The sequence below is a fragment of the Sphingorhabdus contaminans genome (assembly GCF_007280415.1).
In the GTDB taxonomy this organism is placed as follows: domain Bacteria; phylum Pseudomonadota; class Alphaproteobacteria; order Sphingomonadales; family Sphingomonadaceae; genus Sphingorhabdus_B; species Sphingorhabdus_B contaminans.
In genome coordinates, this window is the sequence record NZ_VKKU01000002.1 from 823,468 (window position 1) to 837,844 (window position 14,377).

15 protein-coding genes and 1 tRNA gene are annotated in these 14,377 nt (G+C 58.5%); 9 read left to right on the top strand and 7 right to left on the bottom strand.

What is annotated here, in order from left to right:
* Positions 1 to 68: 68 nt before the first annotated feature.
* The 4 genes from FOM92_RS12150 to FOM92_RS12165 are packed head-to-tail and all read left to right on the top strand — an operon-like array spanning position 69 to position 4,028.
* Complete coding sequence (locus tag FOM92_RS12150; RefSeq protein ID WP_143777127.1) at positions 69 to 1,499, top strand: circularly permuted type 2 ATP-grasp protein; 1,431 nt, start codon at positions 69 to 71, stop codon at positions 1,497 to 1,499.
* 3 nt (positions 1,500 to 1,502) lie between these two features.
* Positions 1,503 to 2,444 (top strand): alpha-E domain-containing protein, encoded by a 942-nt coding sequence (locus tag FOM92_RS12155; protein WP_143777128.1) that lies wholly within the window; start codon positions 1,503 to 1,505, stop codon positions 2,442 to 2,444.
* Complete coding sequence (locus FOM92_RS12160) at positions 2,444 to 3,244, top strand: transglutaminase family protein (protein ID WP_143777129.1); 801 nt, start codon at positions 2,444 to 2,446, stop codon at positions 3,242 to 3,244. Before FOM92_RS12155 ends, FOM92_RS12160 begins: the two co-directional genes overlap by 1 nt.
* A 37-nt stretch (positions 3,245 to 3,281) precedes the next feature.
* Positions 3,282 to 4,028, top strand: coding sequence for a proteasome-type protease (locus FOM92_RS12165; protein WP_143777130.1), 747 nt, complete (start codon positions 3,282 to 3,284; stop codon positions 4,026 to 4,028).
* On the opposite strand, the gene FOM92_RS12170 is transcribed toward FOM92_RS12165, so the two are convergent.
* The 3 genes from FOM92_RS12170 to FOM92_RS12180 are packed head-to-tail and all read right to left on the bottom strand — an operon-like array spanning position 4,010 to position 6,815.
* On the bottom strand, positions 4,010 to 4,336 hold the full coding sequence (locus tag FOM92_RS12170; protein ID WP_143777131.1) for a putative quinol monooxygenase: 327 nt from the start codon (positions 4,334 to 4,336) through the stop codon (positions 4,010 to 4,012). The genes FOM92_RS12165 and FOM92_RS12170 overlap by 19 nt on opposite strands.
* Positions 4,333 to 4,734, bottom strand: a complete 402-nt coding sequence (locus FOM92_RS12175) for an acyl-CoA thioesterase (RefSeq protein ID WP_143777832.1) — start codon at positions 4,732 to 4,734, stop codon at positions 4,333 to 4,335. The genes FOM92_RS12170 and FOM92_RS12175 overlap by 4 nt, the downstream gene beginning before the upstream one ends.
* Complete coding sequence (locus FOM92_RS12180) at positions 4,731 to 6,815, bottom strand: S9 family peptidase (RefSeq protein ID WP_143777833.1); 2,085 nt, start codon at positions 6,813 to 6,815, stop codon at positions 4,731 to 4,733. The genes FOM92_RS12175 and FOM92_RS12180 overlap by 4 nt, the downstream gene beginning before the upstream one ends.
* Before the next feature lie 126 nt (positions 6,816 to 6,941).
* Between FOM92_RS12180 and FOM92_RS12185 the strand changes: the two genes are divergently transcribed.
* Positions 6,942 to 8,750, top strand: a complete 1,809-nt coding sequence (locus tag FOM92_RS12185; RefSeq protein ID WP_143777132.1) for an aminopeptidase P family protein — start codon at positions 6,942 to 6,944, stop codon at positions 8,748 to 8,750.
* 61 nt (positions 8,751 to 8,811) lie between these two features.
* Here the strand turns inward: FOM92_RS12185 and FOM92_RS12190 are convergent, their stop codons facing one another.
* Positions 8,812 to 9,492 carry a crotonase/enoyl-CoA hydratase family protein gene (locus FOM92_RS12190; RefSeq protein ID WP_143777133.1) on the bottom strand — a complete coding sequence of 227 codons (681 nt, stop codon included), beginning with the start codon at positions 9,490 to 9,492 and terminating at the stop codon, positions 8,812 to 8,814.
* 158 nt (positions 9,493 to 9,650) lie between these two features.
* On the opposite strand from FOM92_RS12190, the gene yghU reads away from it, so the two are divergent.
* From yghU to FOM92_RS12205, 3 genes are read left to right on the top strand one after another with little or no spacing between them, the layout of a single operon-like run.
* Positions 9,651 to 10,529: a glutathione-dependent disulfide-bond oxidoreductase gene (gene yghU, locus FOM92_RS12195; RefSeq protein ID WP_143777134.1), complete on the top strand. Its 879-nt coding sequence runs from the start codon at positions 9,651 to 9,653 to the stop codon at positions 10,527 to 10,529.
* Positions 10,530 to 10,584: 55 nt separating this feature from the next.
* Positions 10,585 to 10,953, top strand: a complete 369-nt coding sequence (locus FOM92_RS12200; RefSeq protein WP_143777135.1) for a VOC family protein — start codon at positions 10,585 to 10,587, stop codon at positions 10,951 to 10,953.
* A 28-nt stretch (positions 10,954 to 10,981) separates the two neighbouring features.
* Positions 10,982 to 11,398 carry a cupin domain-containing protein gene (locus FOM92_RS12205; protein WP_143777136.1) on the top strand — a complete coding sequence of 139 codons (417 nt, stop codon included), beginning with the start codon at positions 10,982 to 10,984 and terminating at the stop codon, positions 11,396 to 11,398.
* 6 nt (positions 11,399 to 11,404) lie between these two features.
* Here the strand turns inward: FOM92_RS12205 and FOM92_RS12210 are convergent, their stop codons facing one another.
* Positions 11,405 to 12,673, bottom strand: coding sequence for a hypothetical protein (locus FOM92_RS12210; RefSeq protein ID WP_143777137.1), 1,269 nt, complete (start codon positions 12,671 to 12,673; stop codon positions 11,405 to 11,407).
* A 38-nt stretch (positions 12,674 to 12,711) separates the two neighbouring features.
* Positions 12,712 to 12,804: transfer RNA gene (locus FOM92_RS12215), tRNA-Ser, on the bottom strand.
* A 233-nt stretch (positions 12,805 to 13,037) separates the two neighbouring features.
* On the opposite strand from FOM92_RS12215, the gene FOM92_RS12220 reads away from it, so the two are divergent.
* On the top strand, positions 13,038 to 13,751 hold the full coding sequence (locus tag FOM92_RS12220) for a DUF1134 domain-containing protein (RefSeq protein WP_425473388.1): 714 nt from the start codon (positions 13,038 to 13,040) through the stop codon (positions 13,749 to 13,751).
* On the opposite strand, the gene FOM92_RS12225 is transcribed toward FOM92_RS12220, so the two are convergent.
* A complete protein-coding gene (locus FOM92_RS12225) occupies positions 13,748 to 14,356 on the bottom strand; it encodes a riboflavin synthase (RefSeq protein WP_143777138.1) in 609 nt (202 codons plus the stop codon). The genes FOM92_RS12220 and FOM92_RS12225 overlap by 4 nt on opposite strands.
* Between the last annotated feature and the right edge of the window lie 21 nt (positions 14,357 to 14,377).

A 14,377-nucleotide genomic window follows, 5' to 3' on the forward strand; every position in this document is an offset into this window, starting at 1 on the left:
ACTGCCCAAAATTTGTGCATGTGCGAAGTTACTTGTTCTCTGCATTATTTTTGTGCAGACATTAGGCAATGGCAACAAGACCGCCCTGCTTTGACGAGATGCTGAATGAGGACGGGACGCCGCGCGCGGCTTATGCAGCCTATCACAAATGGTTCTCCGAACAGGACAGCACCCATCTGAAGCAAAAGGCCCGAGATGCGGAAGAATTTTTCCGGCGGACGGGAATTACCTTTGCGGTCTATGGGGATGACGAGGCGGAGGAACGGCTGATCCCGTTCGACATCATCCCGCGCATCGTCACCGCACGGCAGTGGACCAAATTATCGCGCGGGATCGAACAGCGCGTGCGCGCCATCAACGCCTTTTTGCAGGATATCTACCACCGTCAGGAAATCGTCCGCGCTGGACGCCTGCCTGTCGACCTTCTGGTCAAAAACGATGCCTTTGTCGCCCAGATGATCGGCTTCACTCCGCCGGGCGGCGTATACACGCATATTGTCGGCATCGATCTTGTCCGCACAGGGCCCGACGAATTTCTGGTGCTGGAGGATAATGCCCGCACCCCGTCGGGCGTATCCTATATGCTCGAAAACCGCGAAACGATGATGAACATGTTCCCAGAACTGTTCAGCACCATCCGCGTCCGGAATGTCAGCGATTATCCCAAGAACCTGCGCGCTTCGCTCAGCCGCGTTGCCCCGCCGGCCTGCACCGGCGATCCGGTCGTCGCCGTCCTTACCCCCGGTATCCACAACAGCGCCTATTTCGAACATGCCTTTCTGGCCGACCAGATGGGCGCCGAACTGGTCGAAGGCCATGACATCCGCATCGTCAATGGCCGGGTCGCCATGCGCACAACCCGCGGGTATCAGCCCATTGACGTGCTGTATCGGCGGCTGGATGACGACTATCTGGACCCCTTGATTTTCAAACCGGAATCGGTGCTGGGCATACCGGGTATTTTCGATCTGTACCGCGCGGGCAAAATCACGATCGCCAATGCGCCGGGGACCGGGATCGCCGATGACAAGGCGATTTACAGTTACATGCCCGACATCGTCGAATTTTATACCGGCGAAAAACCGATCCTGAAAAATGTCGATACATGGCGCTGTTCGGAACCCGATTCCCTCGCCTATGTGCTTGACCATCTGTCTGAACTGGTCGTCAAAGAAGTGCATGGATCGGGCGGCTATGGCATGCTGATCGGGCCTGCCGCGAGCAAGAAGGAACTGGCGGCGTTCACGGCAAAACTGAAGGCCAAACCGGCCAATTATATTGCGCAACCGACGCTTGCCCTGTCAACCATACCCATTTTCGCCAATAGCGGCCTTGCCCCCCGCCATGTGGACCTGCGGCCTTTTGTTCTGGTGTCGCCCGACAAGATCGACATCACGCCCGGTGGCCTGACCCGTGTGGCCTTGCGCAAGGGATCGCTGGTGGTCAATTCCAGCCAGGGCGGCGGAACCAAGGATAGCTGGGTGATCGAGGATGATTAAGCCATGCTAGGCAAGACCGCTTCCGGCATATTCTGGATGTTCCGCTATCTGGAGCGGGCGGAAAATATTGCCCGGCTGATCGAAACCGGACACCGTTTCACCCTGACCCGCAACCGCGGCCGACAGGACGAATGGCGCTCGATCCTTTCCGCATTGGGCATGGATGCGGCCTATCGCGCCAATCATGACGAATATAATGCCGCACAGGTTGTCGACTATCTGCTGCGCGACAAGACCAATCCCGGCAATTTGCGCAACCTGATCGACAGCGCCCGGCAAAATGCCCGCACCACCCGCACCGCAATCACGCGCGAATTGTGGGAGGCGGTCAACGAATGCTGGATCTGCGTCAACGATGCCCTGAAACGGCAAGTGCGCGAGGCGGAATTGCCCGCGACGATCGACCTGATCGAGCGGCAGACGTCGCAAGTGCGCGGTGCGCTGGAAAACACCATGCTGCGCAATGACGGCTATAATTTCAGCAGGGTCGGCAATTTTATCGAACGCGCCGACAGCATGGCGCGGCTTCTTGACGTCAAATATTATGTGCTTTTGCCGTCCGTCTCCTTTGTGGGATCGTCACTCGACAATATACAGTGGGAAACGATCCTGCGGTCGACCTCGGCCTATAGCGCCTATCGCTGGCTCTACCCCGGCAGGGCAAGTGCGCTCGGCATAGCGGACTTCCTCATCCTCGACCGCCGTTTTCCGCGCAGCCTTGCCTTTTGCTATGGCAAGCTGACCGATAATCTGCGCCACCTTGCCATGTCCTATGGCGTCCAGTCGGACAGTCTGACCGAAGCCGAGCGCATCTACGCAGGGTTCGCATCGATGACGGCGGCATCGATATTGGAGGACGGATTGCACGAATTTCTTGTCGATTTTCTTGCGCAGAACCGCCGGCTCGCCGCCATGGTGGAGCAGGAATATAGGTTCAACTCCTGATGCTTTTGTCCATCCACCATCTTACCGAATATCAATTTGACCAGCCGGTCCATTATGCGCTGCAACGGCTGAAGCTGCGTCCCAAGGACGGGGCGGGGCAGCAGATTGTGGATTGGACCCTGACGGTCGATGGCGGCAAGGTCGAGGCCGAGCATGACGATCCGCACAATAACCATGTGACCCTGATTTCGATCGAAGAAGGCCGCACCGCCATCACGATCAGCTGTCAGGGGCAGGTGGAAACCACCGATAACCACGGCATATTGGGCCGCCACCGCAGCCATGTGCCGCTCTGGGCCTATTGCCGTCCGACGCGGCTGACAACGGCGGGGCGGGGCGTGCAAAAGCTTTTGTCGGGAATGGAGCGGGACCAGAACGACCGGCTGGCGCTGTTGCACCAGCTATCGGCCCATATCCTCGCCTCGGTCACCTATCAGGGCGGGGCGACGGGCGTCGACAGCAGCGCCGAAAATGCCATCGCCGCAGGGGCGGGTGTCTGTCAGGATCATGCCCATATCTTCATCGCCGCCTGCCGGTCCATGGGGATCCCGGCGCGCTATGTGTCCGGTTACCTGATGATGGACGGGCAGGTGGAACAGTCCGCCAGCCATGCCTGGGCGGAGGCGCATGTCGATGCCATCGGCTGGGTCGGGTTCGATATCTCGAACGGCATCAGCCCCGATGGCCGCTATGTCCGCGTGGCGACCGGCTTCGACTATCGGGACGCCGCGCCGATTTCGGGCATGTCCTTTGGCGCGCGGGACAAAAGCATGGTTGTCAGCTTGCGGGTGGAACAGTAAGCGGATCAAAATCAAGGGTCGGGGGACTTTTCGGATAATGACTTATTGCGTGGGAATGTTGCTGGATAAGGGCATGGCCTTCATGTCCGACACGCGCACCAATTCAGGCGTCGACAATATATCGACCTTCCGCAAGATGTTCAGCTGGTCCGTCCCCGGCGACCGTTTCATCACCATGATGACCGCAGGCAATCTCGCCACGACGCAGGCGCTGATCAGCCAGCTGGAGGAGCGGACCAAGGCGCCGAGCGAGCGCAAGCCGTCGATATTGGAAGCGCCGACCATGTTTCAGGTCGCAAATATCATCGGCACCACCCTGCGCGATACCATTGCAGCGCGTGCCCTGACCGGCCCCACCGCCGCCAGCCCTGCCCCCAATTTCAACGCCAGCGTCATTGTCGGCGGCCAGATCAAGGGCATGGAATCGCGCCTCTACCTTATCTATCCCGAGGGCAATTTTATCGAAGCCAGCCCCGAAACGCCCTTTTTCCAGATTGGCGAAACCAAATATGGACGGCCCATATTGGTGCGCGGTTTTGAATCGCACATGTCCTTTGCCGACATCACCAAGCTGTTGATGGTGTCGTTCGATTCCACGCTGAAAGCGAACCTTTCGGTCGGGCTGCCACTCGATCTGACGCTCTACCGCAACGACGAATTTGCCGCTTTCCACGAGCGTCGCATTACCGCCGACGATCCCTATTTCGAAAAAATCTCGGACAGCTGGAGCGAGGCGCTGCGCAACGCTTTCCATTCGCTGCCGGATTATGAACTTGACGCCTGATCCTTGAGGTCAGCAGGCCCGATACCGGTCGCTTCATAGATATCCATCACCGGTCGCTCGGTCGAAAGCCGGCTGATCGCCTGCACAAAGGCAACCGATTCCGGAACCGCAAAATGGGTCAGCAGCGATGCGCGGTCCTGCCATTTTTCGACGAAAACCAGCCGATCGGGCTGCTCGCAATCGGCATGGACATTGTGCGCCAGGCACCCCGGTTCCGCGCGCGAGCGCTGGCTGTGCGCGATACATTCCGCCTCGATCGCCGCGCGGTTTTCCGCATTGGTCAGCACATGGCCGGTCACGATGATCATGCAGTTTCTCCCGAAAAAGGCGCGGCAATTTCCGGCCGGACCCGCGCCAGCCGCCCGGACGCCCGGTCGATCATGGCCCAGGTGGTGTTGGCCCGCACGATGACCTTGCCCGCCGTATCGACAAAATCGACCCTGCGGTCAAATTGCGCGCCCTTGGGGCTGCTCTCGATCCAGGTCCGGCCCGTCACGCTTTCGCCTGCGGCAATGTTCCCGCGATAGTCGATCTCGTGCCGGGTCACGACCCAGATATAGGCGGCGATATGCTCGGGCGCAGCCACCGCCTGCCAGTGCGCTGTCGCCATGTCCTGTATCCATCGCACCCACACGGCATTGTTAACATGGCCGAGTTCGTCAATGTCCGCCGGCGTCGCGGTAAAGCTTTGTGTGAAGGGTGTCATGATCCGCTTTTGGCCATCCCCATCTGCCACAGAAGAAAGGCCGCTTCTTCCGCATTTTCACGCAGGCGTTCAAAGCGCCCCGACTTGCCGCCATGCCCTGCGCCCATATTGGTCTTGAGCAAAAGGACATTGTCGTCGGTCTTCATGGCGCGCAGCTTCGCGACCATTTTCGCAGGCTCCCAATAGGTCACGCGCGGATCGTTGAGGCCCGCCGTCCACAGCATCGGCGGATAAGCCTTTGCCTCGACATTATCGTAAGGCGAATAGCTGCGGATATAGTCGAACGCGGCCTTGTCGGTAATGGGATTGCCCCATTCGGGCCATTCACCGGGCGTCAGCGGCAGGTCTTTGTCGAGCATGGTGTTGAGCACATCGACAAAGGCGACGTGGCTGACCACCGCGCCGAACAATTCAGGCGCCTGGTTGACCACCGCACCCATCAGTTCGCCGCCCGCCGAACCACCACTCGCCGTTACCTTGCCCTTGCCGGTGAAGCCCAGGGCGCTCAGCCCCTTTGCCGCGTCGACAAAATCGTTGAAGGTGTTGGTCCGCTTGGTCAGCTTGCCGTCGAGATACCATTGATAACCCAGATCATCACCGCCCCGGATATGCGCGATGGCATAGGCAAAGCCGCGGTCAACCATGCTGAGCCGGTTGGCGGAAAAGCCCGGCGGAACGGCATAGCCATAAGCGCCATAGGCATAGAGATGCAGCGGCTGGCTGCCATCTTTCTTGAACCCTTTTTTATAGAGCACGGAAACAGGAACCTTCGTTCCGTCGCGTGCGGTGATCATGACGCGTTCGGTCACATATTGCGCTGAATCATAGCCGCTCGGGATTTCCTGAACCTTCAGGGTTTCAAGCCGCCCTTCCCTCACATGATAATCATATACCGTGTCGGGTGTGACCATCGATTCATAGGACAGACGCAGCTTATCGACGTCATATTCCGGGTTGTCGTCAAGTTGGGCAACATAACTCGCCTCGGGGAAGCTGATGGGCGTCGTGCGTTCGAGGTCATCATAATAACGGATCTCGACCTGATCGAGGCCGGCCTCGCGCCCCTCTACGACGTAGAATTTTTTGAACAAGCTCAGGCCGGTAATATAATAGTCGTCCGACCCGCCAATCAGTGTCGTCCACTCAGCGGGTTTTTTCAGGCTCGCTGTCGCGATGCGGAAATTCACATGATCGTCGTTGGTAAGGATATAGAGCGTCCCGTCGCGGACATCGACGCTATACTGCCGGCCGACCTTGCGCGGGGAAATCATGATGGGCGTCGCTGTGGGGTTGCTTGCCGGAACCAGGCGGACTTCGCTCGTCACATTGTCGCCCGTTGCAATGACAATCCAGTCTTCCTGCGCGGTCAGGCCGACGCCCACGCCAAAGCCGATATCCTGTTCCTTGTAGAGCAGCTTGGCCGCCGTCAGATCGTCCCCCAGACGGTGATACCAGGCATTGTCCGTGCGCCAGTTTTCATTGGCCAGACCATAGACCACGCCCTTGCTGTCGGATGACCAGACGATACCCGACAAGGTGCCGGGAATCACGTCATTCAGATTTTCGCCGGTCGCCAGATTGCGGAAATGCAGGTCGAACCGTTCCGATCCGTTATCATCATAGGCATAGGCCAATAGCGTGCCGTCGGGGCTGACTTCTGCGGCGCCAAGGCGGAAATAAGCCTTGCCCTTGGCAAGTTCATTCTCATCCAGAATCAGCTGGTCCGGTCCACCCGCCACGGGCTTGCGGTAATGCTTGCGATATTGCGCGCCCTCTTCAAATTTGGACCAGTAGATATAGTCGCCATCCTTTTGCGGAACCGAACTGTCATCTTCTTTGACCCGGCCCTTCATCTCCTGGAATATGGTTTCAGTCAGCGCGGCCTGCGGGGCCATCTGCGCTTCGAAATAGGCATTTTCCGCCTTCAGATGCTCCAATATTTCTGCGTCATCGATCGTGGGATAGCTTTGATCCTTGAGCCAGTGATAATCATCGGTCAGCGTCACACCATGATAGGTGGCGCTATGCGGACGCTTGGCCGCGACGGGCGGCTTGATTTCGGCAGCGGATTTTTCGGTCATATTTTCTTTCTGGGCAAATAGTGGCGAAGACACAGCGCCAATCATGACAAACAGGGGGAGCAACGCTTTCATGAGAAGACTTCCTCGCTTATAGGGGATGTATAACCATATGAACGGAAGTCCGATATGTCCACCTATGAAGCCCGCCTAGGCGCCCTGCGCGCGCAATTGAAAAAAGACCAGCTGGACGGATTTGTCGTGCCGATCTGCGACGAACATATGTCCGAATATGTCGGCGACTATGCGCAGCGTCTGGGCTGGCTGACGGGCTTTGGCGGTTCGGCAGGATCCGCCGTTGTGCTGAGCGAGGAAGCAGCCATTTTCACCGACGGGCGCTACACGCTGCAGGTGCGCGAGCAGGTTGACGGGCAGAACTGGCAATATGTCGGCGTGCCGCAAACCAGCATTGCCGACTGGCTGAAGGAACATGCACCGGCGGGCGCACGGATCGGATATGATCCGTGGGTCCACACCAAAGGCTGGGTCGAAAGCGCCAGCCGTGCGCTCAAGGCCAAGGGCGCCGAGCTTGTGGCCGTCAAAAGCAATCCCATTGATGCGGTGTGGGCGGATCAGCCGGCGAAAAGCGATGCCAAGCTGTTGGTGCACGAGGACCGCTATGCCGGCCAGAACAGCGCCGAAAAGCGCGCCGCCGTCGCGGAATGGCTGACCGACAATGGCGTCGACAGCACCGTGATTTCGGCGCTGGATTCGGTCGCATGGCTTTTGAATGTGCGCGGGTCCGATGTGTCGAACACGCCCGTCGCGCTGAGCTTCGTGCTGGCGCATGCCGACGGAACGGCGGATTTGTTTGTCGCACCGGAAAAGGTGGACGATGCGGTCAGGGCCCATCTGGGCAATGCCGTCCGGCTGCGCACTCCGGAAGAATTTGTGCCCGCGCTCAAGGCCATGAACGGCAAACGTATCGCCGTCGACCCCGACCGCGCGGTTGCTGCCATATTCGGCGCGCTGAAAGATGGCGGCGCGACGATAGTCGAGGCGCGCGATCCCACGATCCTGCCCAAGGCGATCAAAAACCCTGTCGAACAGGAAGGGCATCGCGCCGCGCAAGCCCGTGATGGCGCAGCATTGAGCCGCTATCTGCACTGGCTTGCCCAAGAAGCGCACAAGGGCGAACTGACGGAACTTTCCGCAGCGGCGCAACTCCGCGCCTTCCGCGAGGCGACCGGAATGCTGAAGGATCTGAGCTTCGATACCATCTCGGCCGCCGGACCCAATGGGGCCAGCCCGCATTACAAGGTGGATGAAAAGACAAACCGCCGTATCGACCCCAACAGCATTTATCTGGTCGACAGCGGCGGCCAGTATCTCGACGGAACTACCGACGTCACGCGCACCATCTGGGTCGGGCCGGGCGAACCGACAGCCGAAATGAAGGACCGCTATACCCGCGTCCTCAAAGGTCATATCGCGCTTGCCCTTGCCGTCTTTCCGGAAGGTACGCGCGGGGCACAGCTCGACACATTGGCGCGCGCGGCGCTCTGGCAGGCGGGCGTCGACTATGCCCACGGCACGGGTCACGGCGTCGGCAGCTTCCTCGCGGTGCACGAGGGCCCGCAACGCATCGGCAAATTCTCCGGTGGCCAGGCCGGAACGGACGAACCCTTGCAAGCGGGCATGATATTGTCGAACGAGCCCGGCTATTATAAACAGGGCGAATATGGCATCCGGATCGAAAATCTGATCCTGGTGGAGGAGCGCACGATCGAAGGCGCAGAGGGTCGCTATTTCGGATTCGAAACCCTCACCTTCGCACCGATTGACAAGGCCCTGGTCGACACCAGCCTACTCACCCGCGATGAATTGCGGTGGTGGGATGATTACCATGCCAAGGTGCTGAAAATCGTCGCCCCGCAATTGGACGGGGATGCGCTTGCGTGGGTAACCGAAGGCTGCGCACCTTTGGCTAAGGGATAGAAACTCTGCCATTGGGCGTTGGCGAGGGGGGTGAGCCCCCTCCACCCGCACAACCCGGATTTCAAACCTTGTGGTGCGCCCCGATGCTGGACCGGATCCGGTCGAGCGTCTTCGTGCGGATCGCCTTCTTGTTCCACGCATAGGAGGGGGCGGGCAACTGGGCCAATTGTCCGGCGACGGCTAGGGCGGTTGCCTCCACCTTGTCCGGATCGGCAAGCATATCGAGATAGCCCGCTTCAACGGCACCGGCCGGATCATAGATGAAACCCTGGATCATCGCGCGGGTCAGATGCGTGGGATTCAGGCGGTCGCGGGCGAGTTCCATGGCAAAAACAGGTAGCTGCATTCCGGTTACCGCTTCATTTGCCCCGATTTTGAAGGCGCCTGATGCCCCGATGCGGGTATCGCAGGCATGGAGTATGAACGTCCCCATCGCAATGGCATGTCCGGTACAGGCCGCAACGACCGGCAGGGGACCGCCATAGAGGCGGAGCAGGAGTTCAGCGCCAGCGTCCAGCAGCTTGTAAACCCCGTCGGCCCCCAGCGTCGCAAAGGCATTGAGGTCGAACCCGCCCGAAAAGCGGCCTTCGCGTCCTGCCAGAACGATTGCCTTTGCTTGCGCCTCCGCGGTGTCCAGCGCCGCGTTGACAGCCGCAATCATTTCGAAATTGATCGCATTTGCTTTGTTATCGTCCATGCGGATCAGGGCAATATCATTGGCGATTTCAACGGTTGCGGACATGGATACTCTCCCAAAAACCTTAATTGGCCAATTAAACCTCCAGTTTACGTAAACGTCAAGTGCTATTGCTTCACGCGGCCTTTGCTGGTCGTTTCTTTTGCTATGGCGTTCGGGATGGCAGAGGCTAATATCCGCCCGACATCATTCAGGAGTTCAGTATGACGCAGACTTTTTCCGACTATACGCCGCCCAAAGTCTGGGAATGGAACAAGGAAAATGGCGGCCAGTTCGCCAATATCAACCGGCCAATTGCAGGTGCAACGCACGAAAAGGATTGCCCGGTCGGAAAGCATCCGCTGCAGCTTTATTCGCTGGCGACGCCGAACGGGGTCAAAGTGACCGTGATGCTGGAAGAGTTATTGGCGCTTGGCCATGAAGGTGCCGAATATGATGCCTGGCTGGTAAACATCCGCGACGGAAACCAGTTTTCGAGCGGTTTTGTCGAGGCCAATCCCAATTCGAAAATCCCGGCGCTGTTCGACCATTCGACGCCGGAGCCGACACGGGTTTTTGAATCAGGGTCGATCCTGCTTTATCTGGCCGAAAAGTTCGGCGCATTTCTGCCAACCGAGCATCACAAGCGCACCGAAACCATCAACTGGCTGATGTGGCAGATGGGCAGCGCCCCCTATCTGGGTGGCGGGTTTGGCCATTTCTATGCCTATGCGCCGTTCAAGTTCGAATATGCCATCGACCGTTTCGCGATGGAGGTGAAGCGGCAGTTGGACGTGCTCGACCGGAACCTTGCAGATCGGGAATATATGGCGGGCGACGAATATAGCATCGCCGACATGGCGATTTGGCCCTGGTATGGCGCGCTTGTCAAAGGGCTGATCTATGAGGCTGGCGAATTCCTGTCGGTGCACGAATATCACAATGTGATCCGCTGGACCGACCTGATTGCCGAGCGTCCGGCGGTGAAACGCGGGCGAATGGTCAATCGTGTCATGGGCGACCCTGCCAGCCAGTTGCACGAACGGCATGATGCGAGCGATTTCGACACGAAAACACAGGACAAGCTGGCCCCCACGGGCTGATTGACTCTGTTGGAATGTTCTTATAATGTTCTCTTCTTCTTTTGGGAGAGATTCGATGATTGGATATGTTACCTTAGGTACGAACGACCTTGCGCGTGCGGCTGTTTTCTATGACGCACTGGCCGCGGAACTTGATACGCCGCGGATGATGGACTTTGACGGCTTCATTGCATGGGGCAAGCCCGGCGGTGCGGCAGGGATCGGTTTGACCAAGCCCTATGACGGCAATCCGGCCACCGTTGGCAATGGCGTGATGGTCGCGCTGGAGGCAAAGGACAAGGAACAGGTGGACCGGTTGTACGAACTGGCCCTGGCCCATGGCGGGACCTGCGAAGGCCCTCCCGGACCCCGGGGCGACAATTTCTACGCCGGCTATTTCCGTGATCCGGATGGAAACAAGCTGAACGCTTTCATCATGACCTGAAATCACCCCTTATTTTAAGGAGAGCGCCATGGCCCGGGATGTTTATGATCTGGAAACTTGTCCCCTGCATCTCGGGCTGGGTGCTCAGGCGCTGGTGCAGCCGCCTTTTACCGGCATGGAATGGTATGAAAGCTATGCCGCCCGCACCGCGAAGGACGGGGCGGAAGGGCGGCTTGTCACCATCCACCGCTTCAGCGAAAGCTGGGACAGCTGGGAAATGCACCCCTTGGGCGACGAGGTGGTGCTATGCCTCAGCGGCGCAATTACCCTGCATCAGGAAAATGCCGACGGGTCGACCTCGGTTGTGACTCTGGGACCCCATGAATATGCCGTAAACCCGCCCGGAACCTGGCATACCGCCGATGTCGCGGGGGAGGCCGCCGTCCTCTTCATCACCGCCGGAGCCGGCACTGAACATCGGCCTCGAAAGGCGGCTGAAGCGTAAGCCGGGTTAACGAACGGGGGTTATCTGGACCGAGCGGAGCACAAATTCAGCCCCCAATTGTCCGCTTCCTCCTGCCAATTGAAGCTGGAGCAACTGATGCAGACAGTCGGCACCCAGCGTAAAGCTCTGGACATCACCACTACGCCCCGCTTGCACGGTCCGTGACGTAAACCATTTGCCGCTATTCCCCTTCGCCGAAACACACGACAAATCCCAGCGGATTTCCGAATCAGGAGCGCTCGATTGCGCATCATATTGCGCCGTAAACCGGTAGGATCCGGGCTTGAGGAAGAGAAGTTTACGCATCAACTCGCCCCGTTCACCAGACCCCGCAAAGGCCGACAGGGTAAACGCGCCCCGCTTGTCAGCTTCGGAAAATGCACCGCCGATCGCCGAATTCTCGGTGAGCTGCCAACCGGCAGCGGGGTAGCGCAGATTGACGGTGTCTTTGTTCATCGCGGCGGTCTGCAGCGCCTTTGGCCGCACCGACGGCAAACTGGCATAGTAGCGCTCAAAGGCCGAAAACTGGCCTTTGTTTGCCAGAGTCGAGAGCAGATAATTGGATTGGTCCCGATATTCAGGCCGATCCGGCAAAGGACCTGCTTTCAGCAACACGTCGACCAGATATGACGGGTTCTCCATCGTCCCGATCGCATGGGGCAGAAACGACAGAAGCCATTCCGGCGCGGCCTTAACATAGGGCGCCAGACCTGCGCGTACCTCCGGATCATCCAGCGCGCCGGTCAGTGTCGGAAACAGCAGCGGGAAACTGCTGGGCGTCGTGCGCATGGCGATATCATAGTGATACAGCGCCTGCTTCTTGTCGTTCCGCGCAACTGCATCTTCGATCAGCCAGAGCTGCGTTCCAAAATCGCGCCGGGATACCTTCTGGGACAACAGCATGAATTCCCGCGCCTTTTTCCGGTCCCCGCGCGCATCGGCAACATAACCCAGCAAACGGATCGCCACCGGGTTCAGCGCACCGCCGCGAAGCGATTGCTTTGCCATCGCCTCAACCTTCGCCAGAGTCGCCGGGTCCTGCTTGGCCGCAAAGAGTTCATCGGCCTTGCGCGACAAGGCCAGCGGATGATCGGGCACAAAGCGCAACGCCAGATCGGGATTTTGCTGCCAGGTGATATTGGCGACGGCGTGGATGAACGACAGCCATGCAAGAGTGCAGGTGATGGCGGCGATACTGACCAGCTTGACCCAGAACAGAGGCGGCTTTGCACGGAGAGCGGCAAAACGCGGTGGGGCTTTACGTTTTCTGGACATATCTTAGCGCGGTTTCACCTGTCGAAGGAGCCACAAACTGGCGGAGACGGAGGGATTCGAACCCTCGGTACCGGATTTACCAGTACGACGGTTTAGCAAACCGTTGGTTTCAGCCACTCACCCACGTCTCCTGCGCGCTTGGCATCGGGGGCCTATAGCGTCGCAATTCGGGGGCTGCAACGGTTATTGATGGATGAATGACCGCACCGGCAAAATTGCGCGCCTAGATTCGCTCTGGCGCAAATAGGACTCGGGTGGTCGCCCGTTCATTGTGCGCTCATCTACAAGATTCATAAGTTTAGGCCATTTTTGACGGGAGGTGTGCGCCATGCGCAATCGGGCACATAAACAGGGAATAGGAGCAATGATGAAACAGGCATTGTTTATGATGGCACTGGCGCTTTTTGTGGCCACGCCATCCAGCGCCCAGATTACAACGGTTGATCCTAACGAGGCCATTGACGCAGATCTTGGCACTCCGCCTGCATCCCCCCCGGCCGACCAGAATGTGACGGTCCAGGACGGTGTACCGACCGAGACCCCGATGCCCGCACCGTCGGACAAGATGATTACGCCTGCACCTGCTGCGGACCAGAACACCTATCAGGAAGACGATCTGATTGGCGCTGCCGAAGGTGTCTTTGGCAAAGGCGCCCAGGGCCTGGGCAAGCTGATCGAAGATATTCTTAAAAAGCAGGGCCGGCCCAATGGCTATATTGTCGGTCGCGAAGGCGGCGGAGCCTTGGTTGTTGGTCTGCGCTACGGTTCGGGAACACTGAATCACAAGATTGAGGGGCAAAGGCCGGTCTACTGGACGGGTCCTTCAATCGGATTCGACGCAGGCGCTAATGCCGGCAGCACCTTCGTGCTCGTCTACAATCTTTACGATACGGAAGATATCTACAAACGCTTCCCCTCGGGCGAAGGTGTCGCCTATCTGGTAGGCGGATTTAACGCCAGCTATCTGCGGCGCGGCGACGTTGTCCTCATTCCCATCCGCGTGGGTGCAGGACTGCGGCTGGGCGCCAATGTCGGCTATATGAAATTTTCAAAGAAGCAGCGCTGGCTGCCCTTTTAACGGGCGCGTAAATCTTCCATCCGCTTGAGATAGCGTGCGAGGACGTCGATCTCGAGATTGACTTCGCGGCCAACATGCACGCTATCCAGCGTCGTCATCTCGGCCGTATGCGGAATGATGTTGAGCGTGAAATGCGCGGTCTGGTCCGACTGGTCTTCAATTTCATTCACCGTCAGGGAAATGCCGTCGACGGTGATCGAACCCTTTGCCGCGATATAGGGTGCAAGCGCGGCGGGCGCTGATACAACGACTTTCCAGCTATCCCCTACGGGATCGCTCGCAATAATCTGGCCAATTCCGTCGACATGGCCGGTAACGATATGGCCACCAAGTTCGTCGCCCACTTTTAACGCGCGTTCGAGGTTCAGCCGCGCGCTGTTTTGCCACAGTCCACGGGCAGTGCGCGAAATTGTTTCCGCCGATGCGTCAATGGCGAACCATCCCTCACCCTTGTCCACGACAGTGAGGCAAACCCCCGAACAGGCAATGGATGCGCCAATGGCGACACTGTCCATGTCGTAATTGCAGGTGATGACCATGCGCAGATCACCACGCTGCTCAACAGAGGTGACAGTGCCAATATCGGTAATGATGCCGGTAAACATTTCAGTTGCGCCTCTTAATAG

Bases quoted from the DNA above. Each gene is read 5' to 3' on its own strand.
- FOM92_RS12155 (WP_143777128.1), top strand. From the start codon at position 1,503: ATGCTAGGCAAGACCGCTTCCGGCATATTCTGGATGTTCCGCTATCTG.
- FOM92_RS12225 (WP_143777138.1), bottom strand. From the start codon at position 14,356: ATGTTTACCGGCATCATTACCGATATTGGCACTGTCACCTCTGTTGAG.
- FOM92_RS12205 (WP_143777136.1), top strand. From the start codon at position 10,982: ATGGCCCGGGATGTTTATGATCTGGAAACTTGTCCCCTGCATCTCGGG.
- yghU (WP_143777134.1), top strand. From the start codon at position 9,651: ATGACGCAGACTTTTTCCGACTATACGCCGCCCAAAGTCTGGGAATGG.
- FOM92_RS12150 (WP_143777127.1), top strand. From the start codon at position 69: ATGGCAACAAGACCGCCCTGCTTTGACGAGATGCTGAATGAGGACGGG.
- FOM92_RS12200 (WP_143777135.1), top strand. From the start codon at position 10,585: ATGATTGGATATGTTACCTTAGGTACGAACGACCTTGCGCGTGCGGCT.
- FOM92_RS12190 (WP_143777133.1), bottom strand. From the start codon at position 9,492: ATGTCCGCAACCGTTGAAATCGCCAATGATATTGCCCTGATCCGCATG.
- FOM92_RS12210 (WP_143777137.1), bottom strand. From the start codon at position 12,673: ATGTCCAGAAAACGTAAAGCCCCACCGCGTTTTGCCGCTCTCCGTGCA.
- FOM92_RS12170 (WP_143777131.1), bottom strand. From the start codon at position 4,336: ATGATCATCGTGACCGGCCATGTGCTGACCAATGCGGAAAACCGCGCG.
- FOM92_RS12180 (WP_143777833.1), bottom strand. From the start codon at position 6,815: ATGACCGAAAAATCCGCTGCCGAAATCAAGCCGCCCGTCGCGGCCAAG.
- FOM92_RS12160 (WP_143777129.1), top strand. From the start codon at position 2,444: ATGCTTTTGTCCATCCACCATCTTACCGAATATCAATTTGACCAGCCG.
- FOM92_RS12165 (WP_143777130.1), top strand. From the start codon at position 3,282: ATGACTTATTGCGTGGGAATGTTGCTGGATAAGGGCATGGCCTTCATG.
- FOM92_RS12185 (WP_143777132.1), top strand. From the start codon at position 6,942: ATGTCCACCTATGAAGCCCGCCTAGGCGCCCTGCGCGCGCAATTGAAA.
- FOM92_RS12175 (WP_143777832.1), bottom strand. From the start codon at position 4,734: ATGACACCCTTCACACAAAGCTTTACCGCGACGCCGGCGGACATTGAC.
- FOM92_RS12220 (WP_425473388.1), top strand. From the start codon at position 13,038: ATGATGAAACAGGCATTGTTTATGATGGCACTGGCGCTTTTTGTGGCC.